The organism is Arthrobacter sp. RAF14 (assembly GCF_052114185.1).
GTDB lineage: Bacteria > Actinomycetota > Actinomycetes > Actinomycetales > Micrococcaceae > Arthrobacter_E.
In genome coordinates, this window is record NZ_JBFREG010000002.1 from 92,750 (window position 1) to 115,403 (window position 22,654).

Sequence of the window (22,654 nt, forward strand, 5' to 3'; positions counted from 1 at the left end):
GCCCTGGCGATTCCAGGATCTAGCGGACGTTGTCCTGCCAGACGTCGAACCCGAGCTTGACGATCAGCACCGCCACCACACTCAGGAAGACCCAGCGGATGAAGGAGTTCCCGCGGGCCACGGCCATGCGCGCTCCGAGGTAGCCGCCCGCGGTGTTGGCCGCCCCGAGCAGCAGGCCCACTCCCCAGAGGAGTGAACCGTGCGGCAGGAAGAACAGCAGCGCGCCGGCGTTCGTGGCCATGTTCACGATCTTCGCCTTGGCGCTGGCCTCCGTGAACGCGTACCCCATGAGGGACACCAGCGCGATCACCAGGAACGACCCCGTGCCGGGCCCGATCAGCCCGTCATAACAGCCGATCACGGCGCCGATCAGGCAGGCCAGGACATAGTGTTTCCTGCCCTGGTGCCGCAGGGCCGTCTCCCCGCCCACCGCGGGCCGGAACGCCGTGAACAGCAGGACGGCCACGAGTGCCACCACGATGATCGGTTTGAACGCCTTGCCGGGCAGTTGCGTGGCGATCACGGCGCCCCCGAAGCTGCCAGCCAGCGCGATGAGCGCCATCGGCACGGCCGTTCTCAGGTCCGGATGCACGCGCCGGTAGAACGTGATCGAGCTCGTGGTCGTCCCGAAGATGGACCCCATCTTGTTGGTGGCCAGTGCCTGCACCGGCGTGATGCCGGGCACCAGCAAGAGAGCGGGCAGCTGGATGAGACCGCCGCCGCCCACCACGGCGTCCACCCAGCCCGCGCAGAAGCCGGCCAGGACGATCACGGCGAGCGTGCCGCCGTCGAGCAGTTCGAAGCCGCTCAGCATGGCACGCCCGCCGGTGATCGCGTCATGCGGTCAGTGTGCGACGGCGGCGCGCACGGCGGCGACCGCCTCGGCCACCGGCACGTTCTGTGCTTCTCCGCTGCGGCGGTCCTTGAGCTCGACCACTCCGTCTGCCAGGCCCTTGCCGACCGCGAGGATGGTGGGGACGCCGAGCAGCTCGGCATCGCCGAACTTCACGCCGGGAGAGACCTTGGGGCGGTCGTCGTAGATGACGTCCAGGCCGGCGGCGGAGAGTTCCTCCGCGAGCTGGGCGGCGGCGGAGAAGATCTCCTCGCCACGGCCCACGGCCACCACGTGCACATCGGCCGGGGCGACGTTGCGGGGCCAGATCAGGCCGCGGTCGTCGTGGTTGGACTCGGCCAGCGCCGCCACCGCGCGGGTGACGCCCACGCCGTAGGAACCCATGGTCACCACGACCTGCTTGCCGTTCTGGTCCAGCACCTTCAGATCCAGCGCTTCGGCGTACTTGCGCCCCAGCTGGAAGATGTGGCCCATTTCGATGCCGCGAGCCAGTTCGAGCGGGCCGCTGCCGTCGGGGGCGAGGTCACCTGCGCGCACCTCGGTGGCCTCGATGACGCCGTCCCAACCGAAGTCCCGCTCAGCCACGAGACCGAAGACGTGCTTGCCTGCGGCGTTGGCGCCGGTGATCCAGCTGGAACCGGGCACCACCCGGGGATCCACCAGGAACAGAATCTTGGCGGTGCCCTCGGAACCGAGCACGGGCTCGTCGGTGGTCAGACCCGGGCCGATGTACCCCTTGACCAGGGCCGTGTTCTTCTTGAGGTCCTCCTCGGTGGCGGCCTCGAGCCCGATCTCCCCACCCACGGGCAGGAAGGCGCCGATGTTCGCCTCGACCCGTTTGAGGTCCACGGCGCGGTCGCCGGGCACACCGATGACCACGAGCTGACGCTCACCGGTGGGCAGCGTGACGGCCAGGACCACGTTCTTGAGGGTGTCGGCGGCGGTCCAGGGACGATCGGCGCGCGGCTCGACCTGATTGGCCGCGTTCACGAGCGTTTCGATGGTGGGCGTGTCCGGCGTGTCACGCACGACGGCGGCCGGCAGCGACGTGTAGTCGATGGACTCGGGAGCCACCGTGGTCACGGCCTCGACGTTGGCGGCGTAGCCGCCCGCGGAGCGCACGAAGGTGTCCTCACCGATCGCGGTGGGGTGCAGGAACTCCTCGCTCCGGGACCCGCCCATGGCGCCGGCCGTGGCCTTCACGGGGACCACTTCGAGGCCGAGGCGCTCGAAGATGCGCAGGTAGGCGCCGCGGTGAGCGGAGTAGCTGGCATCCAGGCCGGCGTCGTCGATATCGAAGGAGTAGGAGTCCTTCATGATGAACTCGCGGCCACGGAGCAGACCGGCACGCGGGCGCGCCTCGTCCCGGTACTTGTTCTGGATCTGGTAGATGGCCAGGGGGAGGTCCTTGTACGAGGAGTACAGGTCCTTCACCAGGAGGGTGAACATCTCCTCGTGGGTGGGGGCCAGAAGGTAGTCGGCGCCCTTGCGGTCCTGCAGGCGGAAGAGCCCCTCGCCGTATTCGGTCCAGCGGTTGGTCACCTCATACGGTTCCTTGGGCAGCAGCGCCGGGAAGTGCACTTCCTGCGCGCCGATCGCGGCCATCTCCTCGCGGATGATCCGCTCCACCTTGCGCAGCACGCTCAGACCGAGCGGCAGCCACGTGTAGATGCCTGGGGCGGCACGCCGGATGTAACCGGCCCGGACCAGGAGCTTGTGGCTGGCGACCTCGGCGTCCACCGGGTCTTCACGCAGGGTTCGCAGGAAGAGCGAGGAAAGGCGTGTGATCACTGAAATTCCGTTTCTGGCGCAGTCGGGACTGGAGCCCTTCCGGGCGTGCCGGGACAGGGCTGCGGTCCGGGATGACCGGACCGTACCCCGAGTTTATCCGGTGCGGGCCGTCACCCGGGCACGGAGCCTCCGACAGCAGGCACGGCGAAGGGCCCGGAGCGACCGCGCTCCGGGCCCTTGCTGCGGTTTCCCCGAGGGTCTCCGCGGAAGGGCTTCAGCCCTCCTTGCCCTCCAGGGCCACCAGGACGCCGGCCAGAGCGAAGTACTTATTGGAGCCGAGATCGCGGACGGTCTTGATCCCGAGTTCCTTGGCCAGGAATTCACCCTTGGCGTCCGTGATGCCCGCCAGAGCGGACACGGGTGCGTCCAGGATCTCCTTGAGGCTCTTGTCCTCGAACTCCTTGTCCAGACCCTTACCGAGGTTGACGCTTACTGCCATGCTCATAGCTCCTTTACGTCGGTGACATGCCCTGTTGGTCACCGCGAACAGTGACGACACATCTGAGCCGAACGTAGTTCACCAGAGTTCATCCTTCAAGCATCTTGACGCACCTTTTCGGTGAACTTACTTTTAATTCATCAGGCGGTGAATTATTCTCGGTGTCCGCCCCGGGCCCCGGGAGACGGGAGGCGTCATGGACACGACCCACAACCACGGGTCTTCTCCGCCCGAGGGGAGCCCGGCCATCTCCGTGCGAGGGCTCCACGTCCGGAGAGGCAGACTGCACGTGCTGAGGAACCTCGACTTCGCCGTCCCCTCCGGCAGCATCACCGGACTGCTGGGTCCCTCGGGCAGCGGCAAGACCACCCTCATGCGGGTCATCATGGGACTCCAGCGGTTCGGGTCGGGCACCGTGACCGTCCTGAGTTCACCTGCGGGGGCGGCGGTCCTGCGCCGAAAACTCGGCTACATGACCCAGTCCCCCAGCGTCTACCGGGATCTGAGCGTGCTGGACAATGTGCGCTACTTCGCCACCCTGCACGGCAAGTCGGCTGCGGAGGCCCGCGAGGCCGTCGACGCCGTGGGGTTGGCGAGCGAATCCCGGCGGCTCACCGCTGACCTCTCCGGCGGCCAGTTCAACCGCGTCTCCCTGGCCTGTGCGCTGGTCGGTGAACCGGAACTGCTCGTGATGGACGAGCCCACCGTGGGCCTGGACCCCGTGCTCCGCGCGGAGCTCTGGGCGCATTTCCGCCGCCTCGCCGACGCGGGAGCCACCCTCCTGGTGTCCAGTCACGTCATGGAGGAGGCACGCCACTGCCAGGAACTCCTGCTGCTCCGCGAGGGGCGGCTTCTGGCGCAGCTGACGCCCGATGAACTGGCCGAACGGGGTCACAATCCGGACCTGGAACAGGCGTTCCTGGCCATGATCCAGGAATCCGCGATCGGCGGCCCGGGACAGGACGAGGTGGCGTCATGAACCCCCGGCTCCTCGGCGCCACCACGGCGCGCGTGCTCACGCAGATCCGGCACGACCATCGCAGCGTCGCCATGATCCTGGTGGTGCCGTCCTTCCTGCTGGCCGCGGTCTATTTCCTTTTCGAGAACGAGACCCTCCCGCCCGGGCTGCCCCGCACCTTCGACAGGGTGGGCCTGGTCATGCTGGCGATCTTCCCGTTCCTCATCATGTTCCTCATCACCTCGGTCACCATGCTGCGGGAGCGGACCAGCGGCACCCTGGAACGGCTGCTCACCACTCCCCTGGGCAAGGCCGATCTGCTGTTCGGTTACGCCCTGGCGTTCTCGGTCCTGGCCGCCGTGCAGGCCCTGGTCACCCTCGCCGTCGCCTACTGGGTGTTCCAGCTTGACGTGCAGGGCAGCCCGCTGCTGGTCGGACTGGTGTGCGTCCTGAACTCGGTGCTCGGTGTGGCTCTGGGACTCCTCTGCTCGGCGTTCGCCCGCACCGAGTTCCAGGCCGTGCAATTCATGCCCGTGGTGGTGGTCCCGCAGATCCTGCTCTGCGGGCTGTTCGTGGCGCGTGACTCCATGAACTCGGTCCTGGAGGCCATCTCCAATGTGCTTCCGCTGAGTTACTCGGTGGAGGCCTTGCAGGAGATCGGGCGGTACAGCGACCCGACTGACACTCTCCGTCATGACCTCATAGCGCTGGCCGTGATCGCCTTCGGGCTTCTGGTCCTCGCCTCGGCCACGCTCCGCCGGCGGACGGCATGAGCGGGGTGGACGCCGCCGGCGCGGACGACGACGGCGACCCCCGCGGCCCCGGCGTGGAACCCGGGCCCCCTCCCGGGCCCCCTCCCGGGCCCCCTCCCGGGCCCCCTCCCGGGCCCCCTCCCGGGCGCCCTCCCGGGCGCCGTCGTGGTCGCCGAGGCGGTCAGGGAGACAGCCGGGAGCGTATCCTGGCGTCAGCCCGCCGCCTCTTCGCCGAGCACGGATTCGAGGGCACCAGCCTACGCCAGGTAGGACGGGAAGCCGGGGTGGACCCAGCCATGGTCCATCACTTCTTCCAGGGAAAGGACGAGCTCTTCGCGCTCAGCGTCGAACTGCCCGCCGACCCCGCGGAGGTGCTCGGAGGAGTCACCTCCCTGGACCCCCGGCAGCGGTCGGAGGAGATCGTGCGTGCGGTGCTGCGGCTGTGGGAGAGTCCGGCCCAGCACAGCCTGGTGGCCTTCATCCGGGGAACCATCGGGTCCCGCACCAAGACCGCGATGCTCCGCGAGATGGTCAGCCGGACGATCCTGTCCCGCATCACGGGCGGGCTGCCAGGAACTCCGGAGGAGCTCGCGCTGCGTGGCGATCTGGTCGCCTCCCAGATGGTGGGACTCATGCTGACCCGCTACGTGGTGCGGCTGGAACCGCTGGCCTCGGCGACGCCCGAGGAAGTGGTCCGGCAGGTGGCCCCGACCATCCGGAGATATCTCACGGGCGAGGTGGACGGCGCACAGGACTCCAGAGTTCCGGAGAGCTGACGACCTGACAGCTTGACGGACAGGAACGGGCCGCGTCCGAAATGGACGCGGCCCGTGGCAGATGCTGCTGTCTACTTGATCTGGTCCGCGACGGCGTCCAGGGTGGCGACGGCCTTCTCCACATCGGCAGTGCCCGCACCGCCGGCCAGGGAGACGCTGGTGATCGCGACGCCGTTCTTCACGGCCATGACACTCACCTGCTTCATCGTGGAGGCGCCGCCCGGCAGACCGGTCGTGGTTTCGAACGCGGTGGCACCCGGGGTCTTTGCCGAGATCTGGAGCGTCTCGGTGGTCGCCTCGGCCTTCTGTCCCGCGATCTCGACTGTCATGGTCTTGCACTTCTCGAGGCGTTCCTTGGACTTCGAGAGGGCGCTCTCCAGCGCCGAAGCGTCGACACCGGAGATCAGGCTGACGGCCTGGCTCGGGATGCCGTCGGCACCGGTCGAGGTGCCTACCGCCGTGGTGGCGCCTTCAAGCATCTGGAGACCGGCGGTGACATCACCTCCGCCGCACTCGGCCGGGGTGATCTTCGTCTTCGCGAGCAGTTCCTTGGACGCTTCCAGGGACTTCTTCAGGTCCGTGGAGGGGAGCACCTTGAGCTCCTTGCCATCGGCGCCCTTGGATGCCTTGAGCACGGCCTCCAGCTCGGCCTCGCTGTACTTCTTCGCGGCGACCGGTGCTGCGGACTGTCCGCCGCCTCCTGAGGTCCCACCGGACTGCTGCTGTGCCGGGCCGGAACAGGCCGTGACGGCCAGCAGCGAGGCCGCGGAGAGAGCCAGGAGGGCCCGACGTGCGTTCTTCATGATGTTTTCCCCGATCAGAAAGCGATTCGATTGGTGAGACTGAACTCGAAAGCGATTATTCCATTCGATGCGGAAATGCGCGATGGGCAGCCCTCCCCATGACGCGAGTGCGACAGATGGACCTCACTCGACCAGGGCGGCGGCCTGCTCGACCACGGCGTTGGCCACCGCCGTCGTGTCTGCTCCGCCCTTCTGCCCGGCCACGCTCACGAAGATGTTCACCCGGCCCACCGTGACCGTGGACAACGCCACCTCGACGGTGCCGTCGGAGCCGGTGATGGTCAGCGTCCAGGCGGAACCGCTCCGGACGTCCGGCGCCTTCGCGGCGGCAGCGGACACGGTGGCCACCTGGACGCCGCGGATCAGCTTGATGGTGGAGCACCTCTGGAGAGTCTCCCCGTCGAACCCCGGTTGCAGCAGTTCAGGCGGGCCACTGCTGAGTGCGACGGCCACCGCCGCATTCCGCCCCGAGTCATTGAGGCCCAGGGCCACACGGGCGCGGTCCAGGAGTTTCGTGGAGACGCGGTTGTTGGAAAAAGCAACGTCCTGACACGCCGCCGGCGCCACCTCGGTCCTGGCCTCGATCCGTTCATTCGCCTCGACGGTCTTCCGGATCTTCTCCACCGGAACGGGGGTGAACCGGCCGTCGTTGGGGCCCGTGAGACGGGCCACCACCTCCTCCAGCTCCGCGGCGTTCCAGGCCTTCCCAGGAGTCGGGATGGAGACGGAACATCCGCTCACCAGCAGGGCCACCAGCGCCGCACACAGCACGGCCGTCAGGGATCTCCTCGGAGCGCCTGATCTCATGGCACCTAGTACAGCACGGTCGCGAACTCGCCGTGCTCGCGGAAGCCGACCTTCTCGTAGACCTTCCGCGCCGCGGTGTTGTAATCGTTGACGTACAGCGAGGCGATGCCGGCCACTTTCCGGGAGTACTCGACGACGGCGGCCACCCGGGCGGCCGCCATCCCCCTCCCGCGCTGGCCCGGCTCCATCCAGACACCCTGGATCTGGCACACCCCGCGGGTGACCACCCCCAGATCCGCCTTGAACAGCACCTGGCCCGTGGGACTGAAACGCGCGAGTGTATGACCCTGGCGGAGGAGGTTCAGCACGCGGCGCCGGTAGTTCTCCTGTCCGCCCAGGAACGGCGAATAGCCCACTTCCTCCTCGAACATCGCCACGGACGCGGGAAGAACCCGGTCGAAGTCGTCCATCGAGGCCGCACGGACGGACGTATCGGCGTCGACGCCGAGCTCCCCGTCGTGCAGGAGGAAGGGCTGGGAGGATCGGACTTCCAGCGGGACGTGCCCGAAGGCCTCCAGCGCGGGAAGCAGCGCGAGCACGGCGTCACGCGGCCCGAAGATCGACGCGTAACGGTGGGAGCGGGTGTGCAGCGCGTAGGCGAAGAGGGGCGCGAGAGACGGCTCGAGAGCGACGGGCACCACATTGGCGCCCGCCCAGCAGGCGGCGACCAGGGCGCCGTCGTCGAACACGCCGAAGACCGTGGCGCCCAGGGAGCGCCACGGCCTGACGGTCTGGGCCAGGACGAAGGCGTTGACCGCTTCGTCCCGCAGGGCCAGATCCCGGAGCGCGGGAAGGTCCTCATCCACGAGTTCACGGATCATGGGCCCTCCCGCGACTTTGCTAGGAGACGGTGACCACTGGACTGCCGGAGGGAGCGCTCGGATCATCGGACTCCATTTCGTCGGCAATGCGCATGGCTTCTTCGATCAGTGTCTCAACGATCTCGTGTTCCGGCACAGTCTTGATGACCTGCCCCTTCACGAAGATCTGGCCCTTACCGTTGCCGGAGGCGACGCCGAGGTCCGCCTCGCGCGCCTCGCCGGGTCCGTTCACCACGCAGCCCATGACGGCCACGCGCAGCGGGATCTCCATGCCTTCCAGGCCTGCGGTCACCTGTTCGGCCAGCGTGTAGACGTCCACCTGGGCACGGCCGCAGGACGGGCAGGAGACGATCTCCAGCTTGCGCGGGCGCAGGTTCAGGGACTGGAGGATCTGGTTGCCCACCTTGACCTCCTCGACCGGCGGGGCCGAGAGGGAGACACGGATGGTGTCGCCGATGCCCCGGGAGAGCAGGGCGCCGAAGGCGGTGGCCGACTTGATGGTGCCCTGGAAGGCGGGACCGGCCTCGGTGACACCGAGGTGCAGGGGCCAGTCGCCCTTTTCGGCGAGCATCTCGTAGGCGGCCACCATGACCACGGGGTCGTTGTGCTTCACCGAGATCTTGAAGTCGTGGAAGCCGTGCTCCTCGAAGAGGCTCGCCTCCCAGACGGCCGATTCCACGAGGGCCTCCGGCGTGGCCTTGCCGTACTTCTTCAGCAGGCTCGGCTCCAGGGAACCGGCGTTGACGCCGATCCGGATGCTGGTGCCGTGGTCCTTGGCCGCCTGGGCGATCTCCTTGACCTGGTCGTCGAACTTCCGGATGTTGCCCGGGTTCACACGCACGGCGGCGCATCCTGCCTCGATGGCGGCGAACACGTACTTCGGCTGGAAGTGGATGTCCGCGATCACCGGGATCTGGGACTTCTTGGCGATGATGGGCAGCGCAGCCGCGTCATCCGCCGACGGGCAGGCGACACGCACGATGTCGCAGCCCGACGCGGTCAGCTCCGCAATCTGCTGCAGGGTCGCGTTGATGTCCGTGGTGGGGGTGGTGGTCATGGACTGCACGCTGATGGGCGAGTCGGATCCGACGCCCACCGAGCCCACCTTGATCTGGCGGGTCTTGCGCCGCGGTGCGAGCACGGGCGGCGGGGCGGACGGCATTCCAAGGCTGACCGATGTCACTTCTGATTCCTCAGTTCTGTTGCTCTGGTGGTTCTGGTGAGTCCGGCCCCGGTCAGGAGACGAATTCGCTGAAGCGGCCGATCACGGGGCTCCACTCACGGGCGCTGGTCTGGGCGACGGCGCCGTTGATCTGGAACGGGTCTTCCCGGAGGAGCGCGTCCAGCGCCGGCTGGTCTTCCGCGACCAGGATCAGCAGGGCTCCCGCCCCGGAATCGACGGGTCCGGAGGCCAGCACGGTGCCCTCCTCGGCGAGCGATCCGAGCCAGGCGCGGTGGGCGGGACGGAACTCGTCGCGCACGGCCGCCGTTGCGGCGTCGTACACGTACTCCACGGCGAAAACAGTCATGGGTTCACTCTATCCCTCAGCCCCGGAACCGTGCGGCGTGAGCCATGTGACACTGAGCGCTCGACGCCGGGCCGCACACTCATCTGGACGGACGCGGGCCGGGGATGTCCCGACAGCGCCGTTGTTGCGTGAGGAACGAGCGCAGGCGCCGAGGGACATCCCCGGCCCGCCTCCGACCCCTGGTCGGCACAGGCCCTTCGCCGCCGTCGTCATCCGAACAGCTTCACGGGCTTGACGATGTCCGCGTAGATCAGGACCACGCTCATCACCAGGAGCAGCCCCGCCACCGTGTAGGTCACGGGCAGCAGTTTGGCGAGATCGAAGGGCCCCGGGTCGGGACGGCGGAACAGGCGGGCGATACCGCGCCGGACCGCCTCGTAGAGGGCACCGGCCACGTGGCCGCCGTCCAGGGGCGGCAGCGGAATCAGGTTGAAGATGGCCAGAGCGAAATTGAGGCCGGCCAGGATCCCGATCAGGCTGGCGACGCGGGCCTCGAGCGGAATCTCCTCCATGGCGGACACCTCACCGGCCACGCGCCCCACACCCACCACGCTGATGGGTCCGTTGGGGTCGCGGGGTTCCGAGCTGAACGCGGCCTTGGCCACGCCGATCACGCGCGCCGGAAGGTCCAGGACGACGTGGCTCACCTGGGTGATCTGGGTGCCCACCGCAGGGAGGACGGTCTCGGGCCCCTGCGGAACGAGCGCCTGACGGGGCCCGACGCCGATGAAGCCCACATCCTGCGTCATGACTTTGCCGGAGGCGTCCTTCTTCGGCTGACCGTCCGCCCCGACGATCGGCCGGGCCGTCAGCACGGGGGTGACCGTGGTGTCGACCGTTTGGTCGCCTCGCTGAATGACCACCGGGACCTTCCGGCCGGCCGATTGACGGATCTGCTCGGTGAGACTGGTCCAGTCGGTGGCGGGCTTGCCGTCGAAACTCACGATCCGGTCACCGGGTTTGAGCCCGGCGGCGGCCGCGGGAGCCGGGGTGCACTTCTCCCCCGGCGCCGGTTCCTTCTCACCCTGGACCACCTGGCAGGCCGACACCGAGGAGAGCGTGGTGGTGGCCTGGGCGCTGCCGAAGCCCATCAGGAGGATGGCGGTGAAGAGGATGCCCAGCACGATGTTCATGGCCGGGCCGCCGAGCATCACCACGATCTTCTTCCAGACCGGGAGTTTGTAGAAGACGCGGTTCCCGTCCTCGGGACCCACTTCCTCGCTGGCCTGCTGGCGGGCTTCGCGCGCCAGGCTCTGGAACATGCCGGTGCTGGAGGAGCGCATGGTGCCGTCCTCCGGGTTGGGCGGATACATGCCGATCATCTGGACGTAGCCGCCCAGCGGCAGCGCCTTGACGCCGTACTCGGTCTCCCCCTTCTTCCGGGAGAAGACGGTGGGCCCGAAGCCGATCATGTAACGGGTCACGCGGACCTTGAACAATTTGGCGGGCACGAGGTGGCCCACCTCGTGCAGGGCGATCGACACGGCGATGCCTATCGCCACGAACAGCACCCCGCCCAGGAACAGCAGCGGCCCGCTCATGCCCACAGCCTCGTCATCTCAGTGGTCTTTCTCGTCGAAGGGTTCATCACGAGGACAAACGTTCGTGGGCGCGCTTTCGTGCCCACTCTTCCGCGGCGAGCACGGAATCAAGGCTGAGCGCCGCATGATCGGAGTGCTCGGCCAGGACCGCCTCCACCGTGTCCACGATGTCGGTGAAGCCGATCTCACCGCGGTGGAACGCCAGCACGGCCTCCTCATTCGCGGCGTTGAACACGGCGGGGTGCGTGCCACCCTGCTTGGCCGCGTCCTTGGCGAGGTCGACGGCGGGGAACGCCACGGCGTCGAGAGGTTCGAACGTCCACTGGGTCGCCTGGGTCCAGTCGCACGGGGTCGCGGCGTGCGCCACGCGCTCAGGCCAGGCCATGCCCAGCGCGATGGGCAGGCGCATGTCCGGCGGCGACGCCTGGGCGATCGAGGAGCCGTCCACGAACTGCACCATCGAATGCACCACGGACTGCGGGTGGACGACGACGTCGATCCGGTCCAGCGGCACGTCGAAGAGCAGATGGGCCTCGATGACCTCCAGGCCCTTGTTCACGAGGCTGGCGGAGTTGGTGGTGACCATGAGGCCCATGTCCCAGGTGGGGTGGGCGAGCGCCTCGGCGGGCGTGACGTGCTGGAGTTCCGCGCGGGTCTTGCCGCGGAACGGTCCGCCGGATGCCGTCAGGACCAGGCGGTCCACTTCGATCTCGGAGCCGGAGCGGAGGCATTGCGCGATGGCTGAGTGCTCGGAATCGACCGGCACGATCTGGCCGGGACGGGCGAGGTCCTTGACCAGGGCGCCGCCCACGATCAGGGATTCCTTGTTGGCCAGGGCCAGGGTCGCCCCGGATTCGAGGGCGGCGAGGGTGGGCGCCAGGCCGATGGAACCCGTGATGCCGTTGAGCACCACGTCCACCGGGATCTCGGCGATGCGGGTGGAGGCGTCGGGGCCGAAATACAGCTCCGGAGCGTAGTCCCGCAGTCCTTCACGGGCCGCTTCATCCGCCAGGAGCGCGCGGAACTCGCTCTCGCTTCCGGAGGCCACGCCCACGGCTTCCGCGCGGACGTGGACCGCCTGCCGCGCAAGGAGGGCGAGGTTCCCGCCACCCGCGCTCAGCGCGGTGACGCTGAAGCGGTGCGGGGCGCCGTCGACGACGTCGATCGCCTGGGTGCCGATGGAACCGGTGGAGCCGAGCAGGGTCACAGAACGCATGGTTCCAGTATCCCGGAGAACCTGTGCGTCCGCTGCACGGAGCCCGGGCGGCACCCGAGGGCCACCGCACCTAAGAGACACCCTCGGTAGCGGCGACCGCCGAATCCGCTACCGAGGGTGTGAGTTCGCTACCAGTGGCAGCGGACTCACACCCTCCGCAGCGTACTCAGCGGTGGTGGCCAGGCGATCCAGAGGCATCGTCAGGTTGCGGAGCGCACAGAACCCGGCTCAGCGGGAGGATACTCAGCAGGCCGCACCCGCGCGGCGCAGCACGGCCTCGGCGTGACGGAGGATGGGCCCGTCGATCATGCGGCCCTGGTAGCTGAACACCCCGTTGCCCGCGGAGGAGGCGGCTGCCAGGAGCTCGCGCGCCGCCTGCACCGCGGCGTCGTCGGGAAGATAGGCCTCCCGCACCACGGCCACCTGGTTCGGATGGATGCACGCCTTCGCGGTGAACCCGGACGCCACCGCGTCCGCGGATTCCGCCGCGAGGCCATCCAGGTCCGGGATGTTCACGTAGACGGCGTCGATCGCGGCCTTCCCGAACCCCCCGGCTGCCAGCAGCACCTGAGACCGGGCGTGCAGTGCGACAGCGCGGTAGGCGCCGTCGGCATCCCGGCTCGAGGTGCCGCCGAGGGACGCCAGCAGGTCCTCGGCGCCCCACATGAGTCCCACGACGTTGGGCCGCGCGGCGATCTCGGCGGCGTTCAGCACGCCCCGGGCCGTCTCGCACAAGGCCAGCACCTGGTACCCGGCCAGGGCGTCGAGTTGCTGGCCGCTCTCGGCTTTGGCCAGCATGAGGGTCCGGTATGGGGTCTTCGCCACGGCCTCCAGGTCCAGCCGGATCTCGGGGGTACCCACCGGATTGACCCGGACGATGGTCCGTTCGGGGTCGAGGGCGTTCGCGGGATCGGCGAGCGCCAGACGAGCTGAGGCCTTCGCCTCGGCGGACACGGCGTCCTCCAGATCGAGGATCACCGCGTCGGCGCGGTCGGCCGCCTTGGCGTAGCGTTCGGGCCGGTCGGCCGGGCAGAACAGGAGGCTGGGTCCCATCGAGAAGCTCATGCCTCCAGTGTCCCCCGTCCGGCCGCCTCGTGGGCTTCGCGCGTCCACATCAACGTGGTCCGCCGGGCGAGAGCCACCACCTCACCCCGCTGGTTGTAGCCGGTGTGCTGGAAGGTCACCACGCCCTGGCCCGGGCGGGACGCCGAGGGACGGCGTTCCAGCACGGTGGTCTCCGTGTAGAGGGTGTCGCCGTGGAACATCGGTTTCGGGAAGCTGATCCCGTCCAGGCCCAGCTGGGCGATGATGGTCCCCGCCGTGAGCTGCGGCACCGACTGCCCCACCAGCGTGGCGAGGGTCAGCATCGAGTTGACGAGGCGCTGCCCGAACGGCTGCGATTCGCTCCACGCGGCGTCCAGGTGCAGGGCCTGCGTGTTCATGGTCAGGGTGGTGAACAGGACGTTGTCCGCTTCCGTCAGAGTCCGTCCGGGCCGGTGGACGTAGACCGCACCCTCTTCGAGTTCGTCGAAATACAGACCCCGCTGGACGATCCGGCGTGGTTCCCCCTGCTCGCTCACCGTGTTCTCCTCCGTGCTCAGCTCCTCCCTGCTCATACCGTGTCCGGATCGTGCATCTCCACGCGGAGTTCCGCACCCGTCGCAGCGATGACGTCGTCCACCGAGACTCCGGGGGCGGTCTCTCGCAGGACCAGACCGCCGTCCGTGACGTCGATGACCGCCAGGTCCGTGATGATCCGGTCCACGCAACCTTTCCCGGTGACCGGGAGGGTGCAGCTCTTCACGATCTTGGGCCGTCCGTTGCGGTCCAGGTGCTCCATCATGACGATCAGCCGCTTGGCGCCGAACACGAGGTCCATGGCGCCACCCATCCCCTTGACCATCTTGCCGGGGATCATCCAATTGGCCAGGTCGCCGTTCTCCGCGACCTCCATCGCACCGAGGACCGCCACATCGACGTGCCCGCCACGGACCATGCCGAAGGAGAGTGCCGAATCGAAGAACGCCGCACCGGGGTTGACCGTCACGGTCTCCTTTCCGGCGTTGATGAGGTCCGGATCCACTGCGTCCTCAGTGGGGTACGGACCGGTGCCCAGGATCCCGTTCTCCGAGTGGAGGACCACCTCGACGCCGTCCGGGATGTGGTTCGGAATGAGCGTGGGCATGCCGATCCCGAGATTGACGTACTGCCCGTTGCGCAGTTCGCGGGCCACCCTGGCCGCGAGCTGGTTACGGTCGAGCCCGGGCGCCGCTGGGGCGGCCGCGGATTCCGTGGCCTGCGACGCCGGCGTCGCGCCGGTCCCCTCAGCCTCGGGGGCCTGGTCCTTCCGGACGGTCCGCTTCTCGATCCGCTTCTCCGCCAGGGGGCTTCCCGCGGGCACATGGACGACCCGTTGGACGAAGATGCCCGGCACGTGGATGTGCTCCGGATCCAGCTCTCCCGGTTCCACGAGTTCCTCCACCTCGGCGATCGTGATCCGGCCGGCCATGGCGCACAGGGAGTTGAAGTTCAGGGCGGTGGCGTGGAACACGAGGTTCCCGTGACGGTCGCCCTTCGCGGCATGCACCAGAGCGAAGTCCGGCGTGAGGGACTCCTCCAGCACGTAGTCCGCACCGTTGAACGCACGCACCTCCTTCGGCGCCGAACCGAGCGCGATCCCGCCGGCGTCGTCGTACTTCTGCGGCAATCCACCCTCGGCCACCTGGGTGCCCACACCGGCCGCCGTGTAGAAGGCGGGGATGCCTGCGCCGCCGGCGCGGAGCTTCTCCGCGAGCGTGCCCTGCGGAGTGAGGACCACTTCGAGCTCACCGGCCAGGTACTGGCGGGCGAACTCCTTGTTCTCGCCCACATAGGAGCTGATCGTGCGGCGGATCCGGCCATCGGACAGCAGGATGCCCAGGCCCCAGTCGTCCACCCCGCAGTTGTTGCTGATGGTCTCCAGGTTGCCGGTCCCCTGGCGGTGCAGGGCATCGATCAGGCCGACGGGGATCCCGCACAGCCCGAATCCTCCCACCGCCAGGGACGCTCCCTCATGAATGTCAGCCACGGCACGCTCCACGCTGCCGACCACTTTGTCGATCATGCTCTGATCCTCTCCTGTGGAGTCGTCGATTTCCAGGGGCGCGCTACAGGCCGAGCTCGCGGGCGATCAGCATGAGCTGCACCTCGGTGGTGCCCTCCCCGATCTCCAGGATCTTGGAATCACGGTAATGCCGGGCCACGGGGAACTCGTTGATGAAGCCGTAGCCGCCGAACACCTGGGTGGCGTCCCGGGCGTTGTCCATCGCGGCCTCGCCTGCCACCATCTTGGCGATGGCCGCCTGGGACTTGAACGGCTTGCCGGCCAGCATACGGGCCGCAGCGTCGTAGTAGGCGAGCCGGGCGGTGTGGGCGCGAGCCTGCATCCGGGCGATCTTGAACTGGATCGCCTGGTACTTGCCGATCATGTTCCCGAAGGCGCTCCGCTCGCGGGCATAGCGGACGGAGGCGTCCACGCAGCCCTGGGCGGCACCCGTGGCGAGCGCCGCGATGGCGATCCGGCCCTCGTCGAGGATCGAGAGGAAGTTCGCATAGCCGCGGCCCTCGACACCCAGGAGGTTCTCCTCCGGGACACGGACGTCCTTCAGGGTGAGAGGGTGGGTGTCCGAAGCGTTCCAGCCGACCTTGTTATACGGCCTCTCCGCGGTGAAGCCGGGGGTGTCCGTGGGGACCAGGATCGTGGAGATCTCCTTCTTCACGGTGCCGTCGGGGCGTTCGGTGCTGCCTGTAACGGCCGTGACGGTGACCAGGCGGGTGATGTCCGTCCCCGAGTTCGTGATGAACTCCTTGCTGCCGTTGATGACCCACTGGCCGTCCTCGCGACGCGCCTTGGTCTGCGTGCCGCCGGCGTCGGAACCCGCTTCACGTTCGGTCAGGCCGAAGCCTGCGAGAGCCTGGCCTGACGCCAGCGACGGCAGCCATTCCTCCTTCTGGGCGTCGGTCCCGAAGCGGTACACCGGCATCGCGCCCAGCGAAACGCCCGCCTCCAGGGTGATCGCCACCGACTGGTCCACCCGGCCGAGCTGCTCCAGGGCCAGGGCCAGGGCGAAGTAGTCGCCGCCCATGCCGCCGTACTCCTCCGGGAACGGCAGGCCGAAGAGTCCCAGCTCAGCCATGCCGGCCACCACCTCGTAGGGGAAGCTGTGCTCCTCGTCGTGCTTCTGCGCGACCGGAGCCACGACCTCGTCCGCGAACTCGCGGACCGTGTCACTGAGGTCCTGGTACTCGTCGCTGAGTTCAAAATCAGGCATGTGCTGTCCTAGTTCTCGTGTCCCGGATCTTCGGGATGGATGGTGGCCACTGCGGCCTTGGCTTTGACCTGATCGCCGGGTGCGACGTTCAGGTGCACGATGCCCCCGAGGGGTGCGGTCAACTGGTGCTCCATCTTCATGGCTTCGACGCTGAGCAGATGGCGGCCGGCCTCCACCCGCTCGCCGTCCTGCACCATGACCGCGACGACGGTCCCCGGCATGGGCGTCACGACGCGCGGATCCGCCTCGCCGTCCACCCGGTCGAGCCGGGCCAGCCTGCGGGTCAGGACTTCTTCGCGGCCCAGGAGCTCGACCTCGGCGGACCAGCCGTCCCGGCCGATCCAGACAGTGAACTCGCGGGGCACCGGACCTTCGGGGCTGAGGAACCGCGGCTGGCCGAGGACGTACTCACGCCGTTCGCCCTCCACGGTGGCCTCCACCGGACCGTGGAAGATCTGCGACGTCTCGATCCGCACCACCCGGCCTCCCGCAAGGGTGACCACATTGTCACCGCGTTCCGCGCGGTGGAAGATGGCCTGGTCCTGTCGGTCGCCGGTCACGAACGCTTCCAGCTCCACGCCGTCGACGGTCGCGTGGACCCGGCGTGGCCTGGGGACGCCGAGACGCCAGCCATCGGTCGTGCCCCACTCCGGTCCCAGCCCACGGCCGTTGCCGTCGGACTGTGCGCGTCGGGCCGCCGTTCCCACGTGGTCGGCGAGCACGGCGACGAAGGCCAGATCGGCGTCGTCCACCTCGTGGAAGGGGAAGCCGTCCAGCTTCCGTTCGATCAGACCCGTGTCCAGGCGCCCGGCCTGGACATCCTCGTCCGCCAGAAGGAGCCGCAGGTACTCGACATTCGTGGACAGCCCGAGCAACCGGTAGTTCGCCAGAGCCAGATCGAGCTGCCGCAGGGCGTCCGCGCGGTCCTCCCCGTGCACGATGACCTTCGCCAGCATGGGGTCGTAGTCCGAGCCGATGGTCTGGCCTTCATACAGCGAGGAGTCGATCCTCAGGCGTCGGGGCCATTCGGGGGCAGAGTTGTGCACGCCGAGGAACCGCGGGGCCGGACCCCGCCGGTGATACTCGTCGAGGAACAGCACCGTGCCCGTCGCCGGGAGGAAGCCGTTGCGCGGATCCTCCGCGTACACCCGGGCCTCGATGGCGTGGCCGTTCAGCCGGACGTCGTCCTGCGCCAGTGACAGGGTCTCCCCCGCCGCCGCCCGCAGCTGCTGCTCCACCAGATCGATGCCGGTCACCTCCTCGGTGACGGGGTGCTCCACCTGCAGCCGGGTGTTCATCTCCATGAAGAAGAACTCGTCCGGGTTGTCATCCGAGACCAGGAACTCGACGGTGCCCGCGCCCACGTAGTCGACGCTCCGGGCGGCGTCGCAGGCCGCCTGCCCCATCCGCTCCCGGATCTCGGCACCGTTCGGCAGACTCTCAAGCAGGGCCGACGGAGCCTCTTCGATGACCTTCTGATGACGGCGCTGCAAGGAGCACTCGCGCTCCCCCAGGTGGATGACGTTCCCGTGAATGTCGGCCAGCACCTGGACCTCGATGTGGCGGGGATTCCGCACGAGGCGTTCGATGAACAGGGTGTCGTCGCCGAAGGCGCTCGCGGCCACGCGGCGCGCGGTGGCCAGGCCGGCGTCGAGGTCTTCCGGCGCTTCCACCACGACCATGCCCTTGCCGCCGCCGCCCGCGGACGGCTTGATGAGCAGGGGGTAGCCGACGTCGGCGGCGTGCTCCCGCAGTTCGTCGTCGCTGGGCGGACGGCCCGGCGAGCCGGCATAGCCGGGAACGGTGGGCACGCCGGAGCCGGCCACGTGGTTCTTGGCGGTGATCTTGTCGCCCATCACGGCGAGCGCGTCCACCCCGGGGCCGATGAAGGTGACCCCGGCAGCGGCGAGCGCTTCAGCGAAGCGTGCGTTCTCGCTGAGGAAGCCGTACCCCGGATGCACGGCGTCGGCGCCGCTCTCCACGGCGGCCCGCACGACGGCGTCGATGTTCAGGTAACTCTCGGTGGCGGCAGCCGGACCGATGCGGACCGCTTCATCGGCCAGCTGGACGTGCAGGGCGTCCGCATCGGCGTCGCTGTACACGGCGATGGACCGGATGCCCAGGCGCTGGAGGGTGCGGATGATGCGCACTGCGATCTCGCCGCGGTTGGCGATGAGCACCGAGCCGAAGGGCGGTGGGGCGGATTCCGGGGCGGCCGGCGGGCCGGAATGGCTCCCGAGACGGAAAGCGAAGTCCATGATCACATCCTGAAAAGGCCGAAGGAGGTCTCGGGCAGAGGAACCCGTGATGCCGCGTCGAGGGCGAACCCCAGGACCCGGCGGGTGTCCGCAGGGTCGATGATGCCGTCGTCCCACAACCGTGCTGTGGAGTAGTAGGGGCTGCCCTGCGTCTCGTACTGCTCGCGGATGGGGGCCTTGAAGGCCTCCTCATCCTCGGCGTTCCATTCCTGGCCGGCAGCCTCGAGCTGATCGCGCTTGACGGTGGCCAGGACGCTCGACGCCTGGGCGCCGCCCATGACGGAGATCCGGGCCGCGGGCCACATCCAGAGGAACCGCGGGCTGTAGGCGCGGCCACACATCGAGTAGTTCCCGGCGCCGAAGGAACCGCCGATCACCACGGTGAACTTCGGCACCCGGGCGGTGGCGACGGCCGTGACCATCTTGGCGCCGTCGCGGGCGATGCCCCCGTGCTCCGCATCCTTGCCGACCATGAAGCCCGTGATGTTCTGCAGGAACAGGAGCGGCACACCGCGCTGATCGCAGAGTTCGATGAAGTGGGCGCCCTTGCGGGCTGATTCGGAGAAGAGGACACCGTTGTTGGCGACGATGCCCACCGGGTGGCCCATCACATGCGCGAAGCCTGTGACCAGCGTGTCCCCGTACTCCCTCTTGAATTCGTGGAACTCGCTCCCGTCCACCAGGCGGGCGATGACCTCACGGACATCGTAGGAGGCGTTCACATCAACAGGAACGGCTCCATACAGTTCGGCTGGATCCACCACGGGCTCCCGGACGGGCAGCACGTCCCAGGCGCGGGCCGGGGTCTCCGGCAAGGTCGAGACGATGTCCCGTACGATCTGCAAGGCGTGTTCGTCGTTCTCGGCCAGATGGTCGGCCACACCGGAGATCCTGGCGTGGACCTCTCCCCCGCCCAGTTCCTCGGCCGTGACGACCTCGCCGATGGCCGCCTTCACGAGGGGCGGCCCGCCCAGGAAGATGGTGCCCTGGTTCTTGACGATGACGGTCTCATCGCTCATGGCCGGGACGTACGCGCCACCGGCGGTACAGGAACCCATGACCGCCGCGATCTGCGGGATCTTCCGCGCGGAGAGCTGTGCCTGGTTGTAGAAGATCCGCCCGAAGTGATCCTTGGACGGGAAGACCTCGTCCTGCATCGGAAGGAAGGCGCCGCCGGAATCGACCAGGTAGACGCAGGGCAGGCCGTTCTCGAGCGCGATCTCCTGCGCGCGCAGGTGCTTGCGCACCGTGAGGGGATAGTACGTGCCGCCCTTCACGGTGGCGTCGTTGCAGACCACCATCACCAGCCGGCCCTGCACGACGCCGATCCCGGCGATCACACCGGCCGCCGGGGACGCGCCGTCGTACATCTCGTGGGCGGCCAGCGGCGCGACCTCCAGGAAGGGGCTTCCCTCATCCAGGAGCAGGTCCACGCGCTCACGGGGCAACAGCTTGCCGCGCGCCACATGGCGTTCGCGCGACTTCTCCGGGCCTCCCAGAGCGGCGGTGGCCAGTTTCTCCCGGAGCTCCGCCACCAGCGCCCGTTGCGCTGACACATTGGCTTCAAACGACGCGGAGGCCGGTTCCACGGTGGTGGACAGAATCTCCATTGACCTGCTCTTTCCGAAGCGGGTACGTCACATTTCAGTTAGTGACGTATAACTGAGTTTGAGGTTAGTCTCGAATGAGCGTGATGTCCACCACTCGGGAGGAACAGGTGAGCGAAAGTCCCGCCACGGCGCGATCCGTGGCCAAGGAGGAACGCCGGAAGGCGCTGGTGTCCCAGGCCGCCCGGCTCTTCGCCGACGCCGGATTCGCCAAGGTGTCCCTGGAAACGCTGGGAGCGGCGGTCGGGATGAGCGGGCCGGCCGTGTACCGGCACTTCCCTTCCAAACAGGCCGTCCTGGAGGAACTCCTGCTGGGTGTGAGCCGGCGTCTGCTGGACGGCGGGCGGGAGGTGATGGCGGCCCAGGATCAGGACGGCGGCGACGCGCTCCGCAGTCTGGTGCGGTTCCACACGGACTTCGCCCTCTCCCAGCCGGAGGTGATCCGGATCCAGGACCGGGACTTCCAGTCGCTCCCCGAGGACAGCCGCAAGCAGGTCAGGGAACTGCAGCGCGCCTATGTGGAACTGTGGGTCCAGGCACTGGGCACGGCGCTGCCCGGGGTGGGACCCAGCGAACGCCGGTTGCGGGTCCACGCCTGCTTCGGCCTGATCAACTCCACCCCGCATTCCCTCCGCGAGCGCGGCCGGACCGTGCCCGCCCGGACCGCGCGCCCCGTGCTGGAGGCCATGGCCTACGCCGCGCTCACGGCACCCGGCGACGCGGACTGACGCAGGTTCCGCCCGCTCCTCCAGGCGCCGTGCTCCGCGTCAGCCCGGCGCCTCAAATCATGGTGAGGACCATGCCCGGATCCGCCAGGATCCGGCCCACGTCGGCCAGGAACCGGGAACCCTGCTCGCCGTCCACCAAGCGGTGGTCGAAGGACAGGCTGAGGGTCAGCACCTGACGCAGCGCCACCTCGCCCTCGTGCTCCCACGGCTGCCGGCGCACCGCGCCGACGGCCAAGATCCCGGCCTCGCCGGGGTACAGCATCGGCGTTCCGGCATCGATCCCGAACACCCCGATGTTCGTGATGGTGAACGTCCCGCCGCTCAGCTCGGCGGGCGTCGTCCGGGCGGCCCGGGCCTTCTCCGCCAGTTCCGCGAGCGCCACGGCGAGTTCCCGCAGGCTGAGCCGGTGGGCGTCCTTGATGTTCGGCACCGTCAGACCGCGCGGCGTCGCGGCCGCGATGCCCAGATTCACGTAGTGGTACTGGACGATCTCCTGGGCGGCCTCATCCCAATGACTGTTGAGCGTCGGGTTGTTCGCGAGCGCCACCAGCACGGCCTTGGACACGAGGGTCAGCGGCGTGAACCTGAGCCCGGCGAAGGACCGGTCGGCCTTGAGCCGGGTCAGCAGCTCCATGGTGGGCGTGACATCGACGGTGAGGAACTCGGTGACCTGCGGCGCCGTGAAAGCGCTCGCCACCATGGCCGCCGCCGTGTGCTTGCGGACCCCCTTGATGGGGCTTCGGGTCTCCCGACCGACGACGCCGCCCTCCGCCTCGGTCGCGCCCGCCCCAGCAGGCACGGGGCCGGGACCGTCCGTGGGCCCTCCCGCGGCGTCGGCGCCGGCACTCGTGCCCGCCCCGGAGAACGCCAGAACATCCTCGCGCGTGATGAGTCCACGTTCCCCCGTGCCCGCCACGAGTTCCAGGTCCACCCCCAGGTCCTTGGCCAGCTTGCGCACCGGCGGCGTGGAGCGGGGCCGCTCCTCCCGGGGCGTGGGCGCCGCGGCGGCGTCCTCGTCCGGAGCCGCCACCGGAGCGGCGGCCGGGGCTGCCAACGAGGCGGCGGCTGTGGCCGGGTCGGTGGCGGTGGTGGCCACCCGGGATTCCACGGGAGACGCTGCCGTGACCCGCGCCCGACGGGCCGGTCGCCCGCCCGTCTCCACGAGGGCGCCGTAGCCGACCAGGTTCGCTTCGCGCCGCGGCTGCTGCGCGCCGTCGTCGTCCGCGCCGGCCACCTCGAAGGAGACCAGCGGACGCCCGACCTCCACGACCGTGCCGGGGTCCGCGTGCAGAGCCGAGATGGTGCCGGTGAACGGGGACGGCAGTTCCACCACGGCCTTGGCGGTCTCCACCTCGGCGATGATCTCGTTGAGCGCGACAGCCTGGCCTGGGGTGACCTTCCACGCCACCACTTCGGATTCCGTGAGTCCTTCGCCCAGGTCCGGCAGGTTGAAAACCTTGATCAT

At 68.7% G+C, this 22,654-nt stretch carries 21 protein-coding genes and 1 pseudogene; 4 read left to right on the top strand and 18 right to left on the bottom strand.

Going from position 1 to position 22,654, the window contains the following annotated elements:
- Positions 1-19: 19 nt before the first annotated feature.
- From AB4Y75_RS08035 to AB4Y75_RS08045, 3 genes are all read right to left on the bottom strand, one after another.
- A complete protein-coding gene (locus AB4Y75_RS08035) occupies positions 20-814 on the bottom strand; it encodes a sulfite exporter TauE/SafE family protein (RefSeq protein WP_441435358.1) in 795 nt (264 codons plus the stop codon).
- Between the two features lie 30 nt (positions 815-844).
- Positions 845-2,644 (bottom strand): proline--tRNA ligase, encoded by a 1,800-nt coding sequence (locus tag AB4Y75_RS08040; protein ID WP_441435359.1) that lies wholly within the window; start codon positions 2,642-2,644, stop codon positions 845-847.
- 214 nt (positions 2,645-2,858) lie between these two features.
- Positions 2,859-3,089, bottom strand: coding sequence for a hypothetical protein (locus tag AB4Y75_RS08045; protein ID WP_441435360.1), 231 nt, complete (start codon positions 3,087-3,089; stop codon positions 2,859-2,861).
- Positions 3,090-3,279: 190 nt separating this feature from the next.
- Between AB4Y75_RS08045 and AB4Y75_RS08050 the strand changes: the two genes are divergently transcribed.
- Genes AB4Y75_RS08050 through AB4Y75_RS08060 form a run of 3 tightly spaced genes read left to right on the top strand, consistent with a single transcriptional unit; the run spans position 3,280 to position 5,569 of the window.
- Positions 3,280-4,062, top strand: a complete 783-nt coding sequence (locus tag AB4Y75_RS08050; protein ID WP_441435361.1) for an ABC transporter ATP-binding protein — start codon at positions 3,280-3,282, stop codon at positions 4,060-4,062.
- Entirely contained in the window at positions 4,059-4,814 is a 756-nt protein-coding gene (locus tag AB4Y75_RS08055; protein WP_441435362.1) for an ABC transporter permease, read from the top strand. The genes AB4Y75_RS08050 and AB4Y75_RS08055 overlap by 4 nt, the downstream gene beginning before the upstream one ends.
- On the top strand, positions 4,811-5,569 hold the full coding sequence (locus tag AB4Y75_RS08060; protein WP_441435363.1) for a TetR/AcrR family transcriptional regulator: 759 nt from the start codon (positions 4,811-4,813) through the stop codon (positions 5,567-5,569). The genes AB4Y75_RS08055 and AB4Y75_RS08060 overlap by 4 nt, the downstream gene beginning before the upstream one ends.
- 71 nt (positions 5,570-5,640) lie before the next feature.
- Here the strand turns inward: AB4Y75_RS08060 and AB4Y75_RS08065 are convergent, their stop codons facing one another.
- From AB4Y75_RS08065 to AB4Y75_RS08130, 14 genes and pseudogenes are all read right to left on the bottom strand, one after another.
- Positions 5,641-6,372: a hypothetical protein gene (locus AB4Y75_RS08065; RefSeq protein WP_441435364.1), complete on the bottom strand. Its 732-nt coding sequence runs from the start codon at positions 6,370-6,372 to the stop codon at positions 5,641-5,643.
- Positions 6,373-6,495: 123 nt separating this feature from the next.
- Positions 6,496-7,179: a hypothetical protein gene (locus tag AB4Y75_RS08070; protein WP_441435365.1), complete on the bottom strand. Its 684-nt coding sequence runs from the start codon at positions 7,177-7,179 to the stop codon at positions 6,496-6,498.
- 5 nt (positions 7,180-7,184) lie between these two features.
- Positions 7,185-8,000 carry a GNAT family N-acetyltransferase gene (locus AB4Y75_RS08075; RefSeq protein WP_441435366.1) on the bottom strand — a complete coding sequence of 272 codons (816 nt, stop codon included), beginning with the start codon at positions 7,998-8,000 and terminating at the stop codon, positions 7,185-7,187.
- A 19-nt stretch (positions 8,001-8,019) separates the two neighbouring features.
- Positions 8,020-9,183, bottom strand: a complete 1,164-nt coding sequence (gene ispG / locus AB4Y75_RS08080) for a flavodoxin-dependent (E)-4-hydroxy-3-methylbut-2-enyl-diphosphate synthase (RefSeq protein WP_066215257.1) — start codon at positions 9,181-9,183, stop codon at positions 8,020-8,022.
- A gap of 52 nt (positions 9,184-9,235) precedes the next feature.
- Positions 9,236-9,529 carry a YciI family protein gene (locus AB4Y75_RS08085; RefSeq protein ID WP_441435367.1) on the bottom strand — a complete coding sequence of 98 codons (294 nt, stop codon included), beginning with the start codon at positions 9,527-9,529 and terminating at the stop codon, positions 9,236-9,238.
- 209 nt (positions 9,530-9,738) lie between these two features.
- Complete coding sequence (locus AB4Y75_RS08090) at positions 9,739-11,070, bottom strand: M50 family metallopeptidase (protein ID WP_441435368.1); 1,332 nt, start codon at positions 11,068-11,070, stop codon at positions 9,739-9,741.
- 46 nt (positions 11,071-11,116) lie between these two features.
- Positions 11,117-12,286, bottom strand: a complete 1,170-nt coding sequence (gene dxr, locus AB4Y75_RS08095; RefSeq protein ID WP_441435369.1) for a 1-deoxy-D-xylulose-5-phosphate reductoisomerase — start codon at positions 12,284-12,286, stop codon at positions 11,117-11,119.
- Positions 12,287-12,529: 243 nt separating this feature from the next.
- Positions 12,530-13,351 carry an HpcH/HpaI aldolase/citrate lyase family protein gene (locus AB4Y75_RS08100; RefSeq protein WP_441435370.1) on the bottom strand — a complete coding sequence of 274 codons (822 nt, stop codon included), beginning with the start codon at positions 13,349-13,351 and terminating at the stop codon, positions 12,530-12,532.
- Complete coding sequence (locus tag AB4Y75_RS08105) at positions 13,348-13,902, bottom strand: MaoC family dehydratase (protein WP_441435371.1); 555 nt, start codon at positions 13,900-13,902, stop codon at positions 13,348-13,350. Before AB4Y75_RS08105 ends, AB4Y75_RS08100 begins: the two co-directional genes overlap by 4 nt.
- Entirely contained in the window at positions 13,899-14,519 is a 621-nt protein-coding gene (locus AB4Y75_RS08110) for a CoA transferase subunit B (protein WP_441435765.1), read from the bottom strand. The genes AB4Y75_RS08105 and AB4Y75_RS08110 overlap by 4 nt, the downstream gene beginning before the upstream one ends.
- A gap of 75 nt (positions 14,520-14,594) precedes the next feature.
- Positions 14,595-15,389, bottom strand: a pseudogene (locus tag AB4Y75_RS08115) (CoA transferase subunit A); the annotation flags it as partial.
- A gap of 43 nt (positions 15,390-15,432) precedes the next feature.
- Positions 15,433-16,596 (bottom strand): acyl-CoA dehydrogenase family protein, encoded by a 1,164-nt coding sequence (locus AB4Y75_RS08120; RefSeq protein ID WP_441435372.1) that lies wholly within the window; start codon positions 16,594-16,596, stop codon positions 15,433-15,435.
- Between the two features lie 8 nt (positions 16,597-16,604).
- A complete protein-coding gene (locus tag AB4Y75_RS08125; protein WP_441435373.1) occupies positions 16,605-18,854 on the bottom strand; it encodes an ATP-binding protein in 2,250 nt (749 codons plus the stop codon).
- A gap of 2 nt (positions 18,855-18,856) precedes the next feature.
- Positions 18,857-20,464: a carboxyl transferase domain-containing protein gene (locus AB4Y75_RS08130; RefSeq protein ID WP_441435374.1), complete on the bottom strand. Its 1,608-nt coding sequence runs from the start codon at positions 20,462-20,464 to the stop codon at positions 18,857-18,859.
- An 83-nt stretch (positions 20,465-20,547) separates the two neighbouring features.
- On the opposite strand from AB4Y75_RS08130, the gene AB4Y75_RS08135 reads away from it, so the two are divergent.
- The gene (locus tag AB4Y75_RS08135) at positions 20,548-21,189 is read left to right on the top strand and encodes a TetR/AcrR family transcriptional regulator (protein WP_441435375.1); all 642 of its coding nucleotides are present in this window, start codon (positions 20,548-20,550) and stop codon (positions 21,187-21,189) included.
- 52 nt (positions 21,190-21,241) lie between these two features.
- Here the strand turns inward: AB4Y75_RS08135 and AB4Y75_RS08140 are convergent, their stop codons facing one another.
- Positions 21,242-22,654 carry a dihydrolipoamide acetyltransferase family protein gene (locus AB4Y75_RS08140; RefSeq protein ID WP_441435376.1) on the bottom strand — a complete coding sequence of 471 codons (1,413 nt, stop codon included), beginning with the start codon at positions 22,652-22,654 and terminating at the stop codon, positions 21,242-21,244.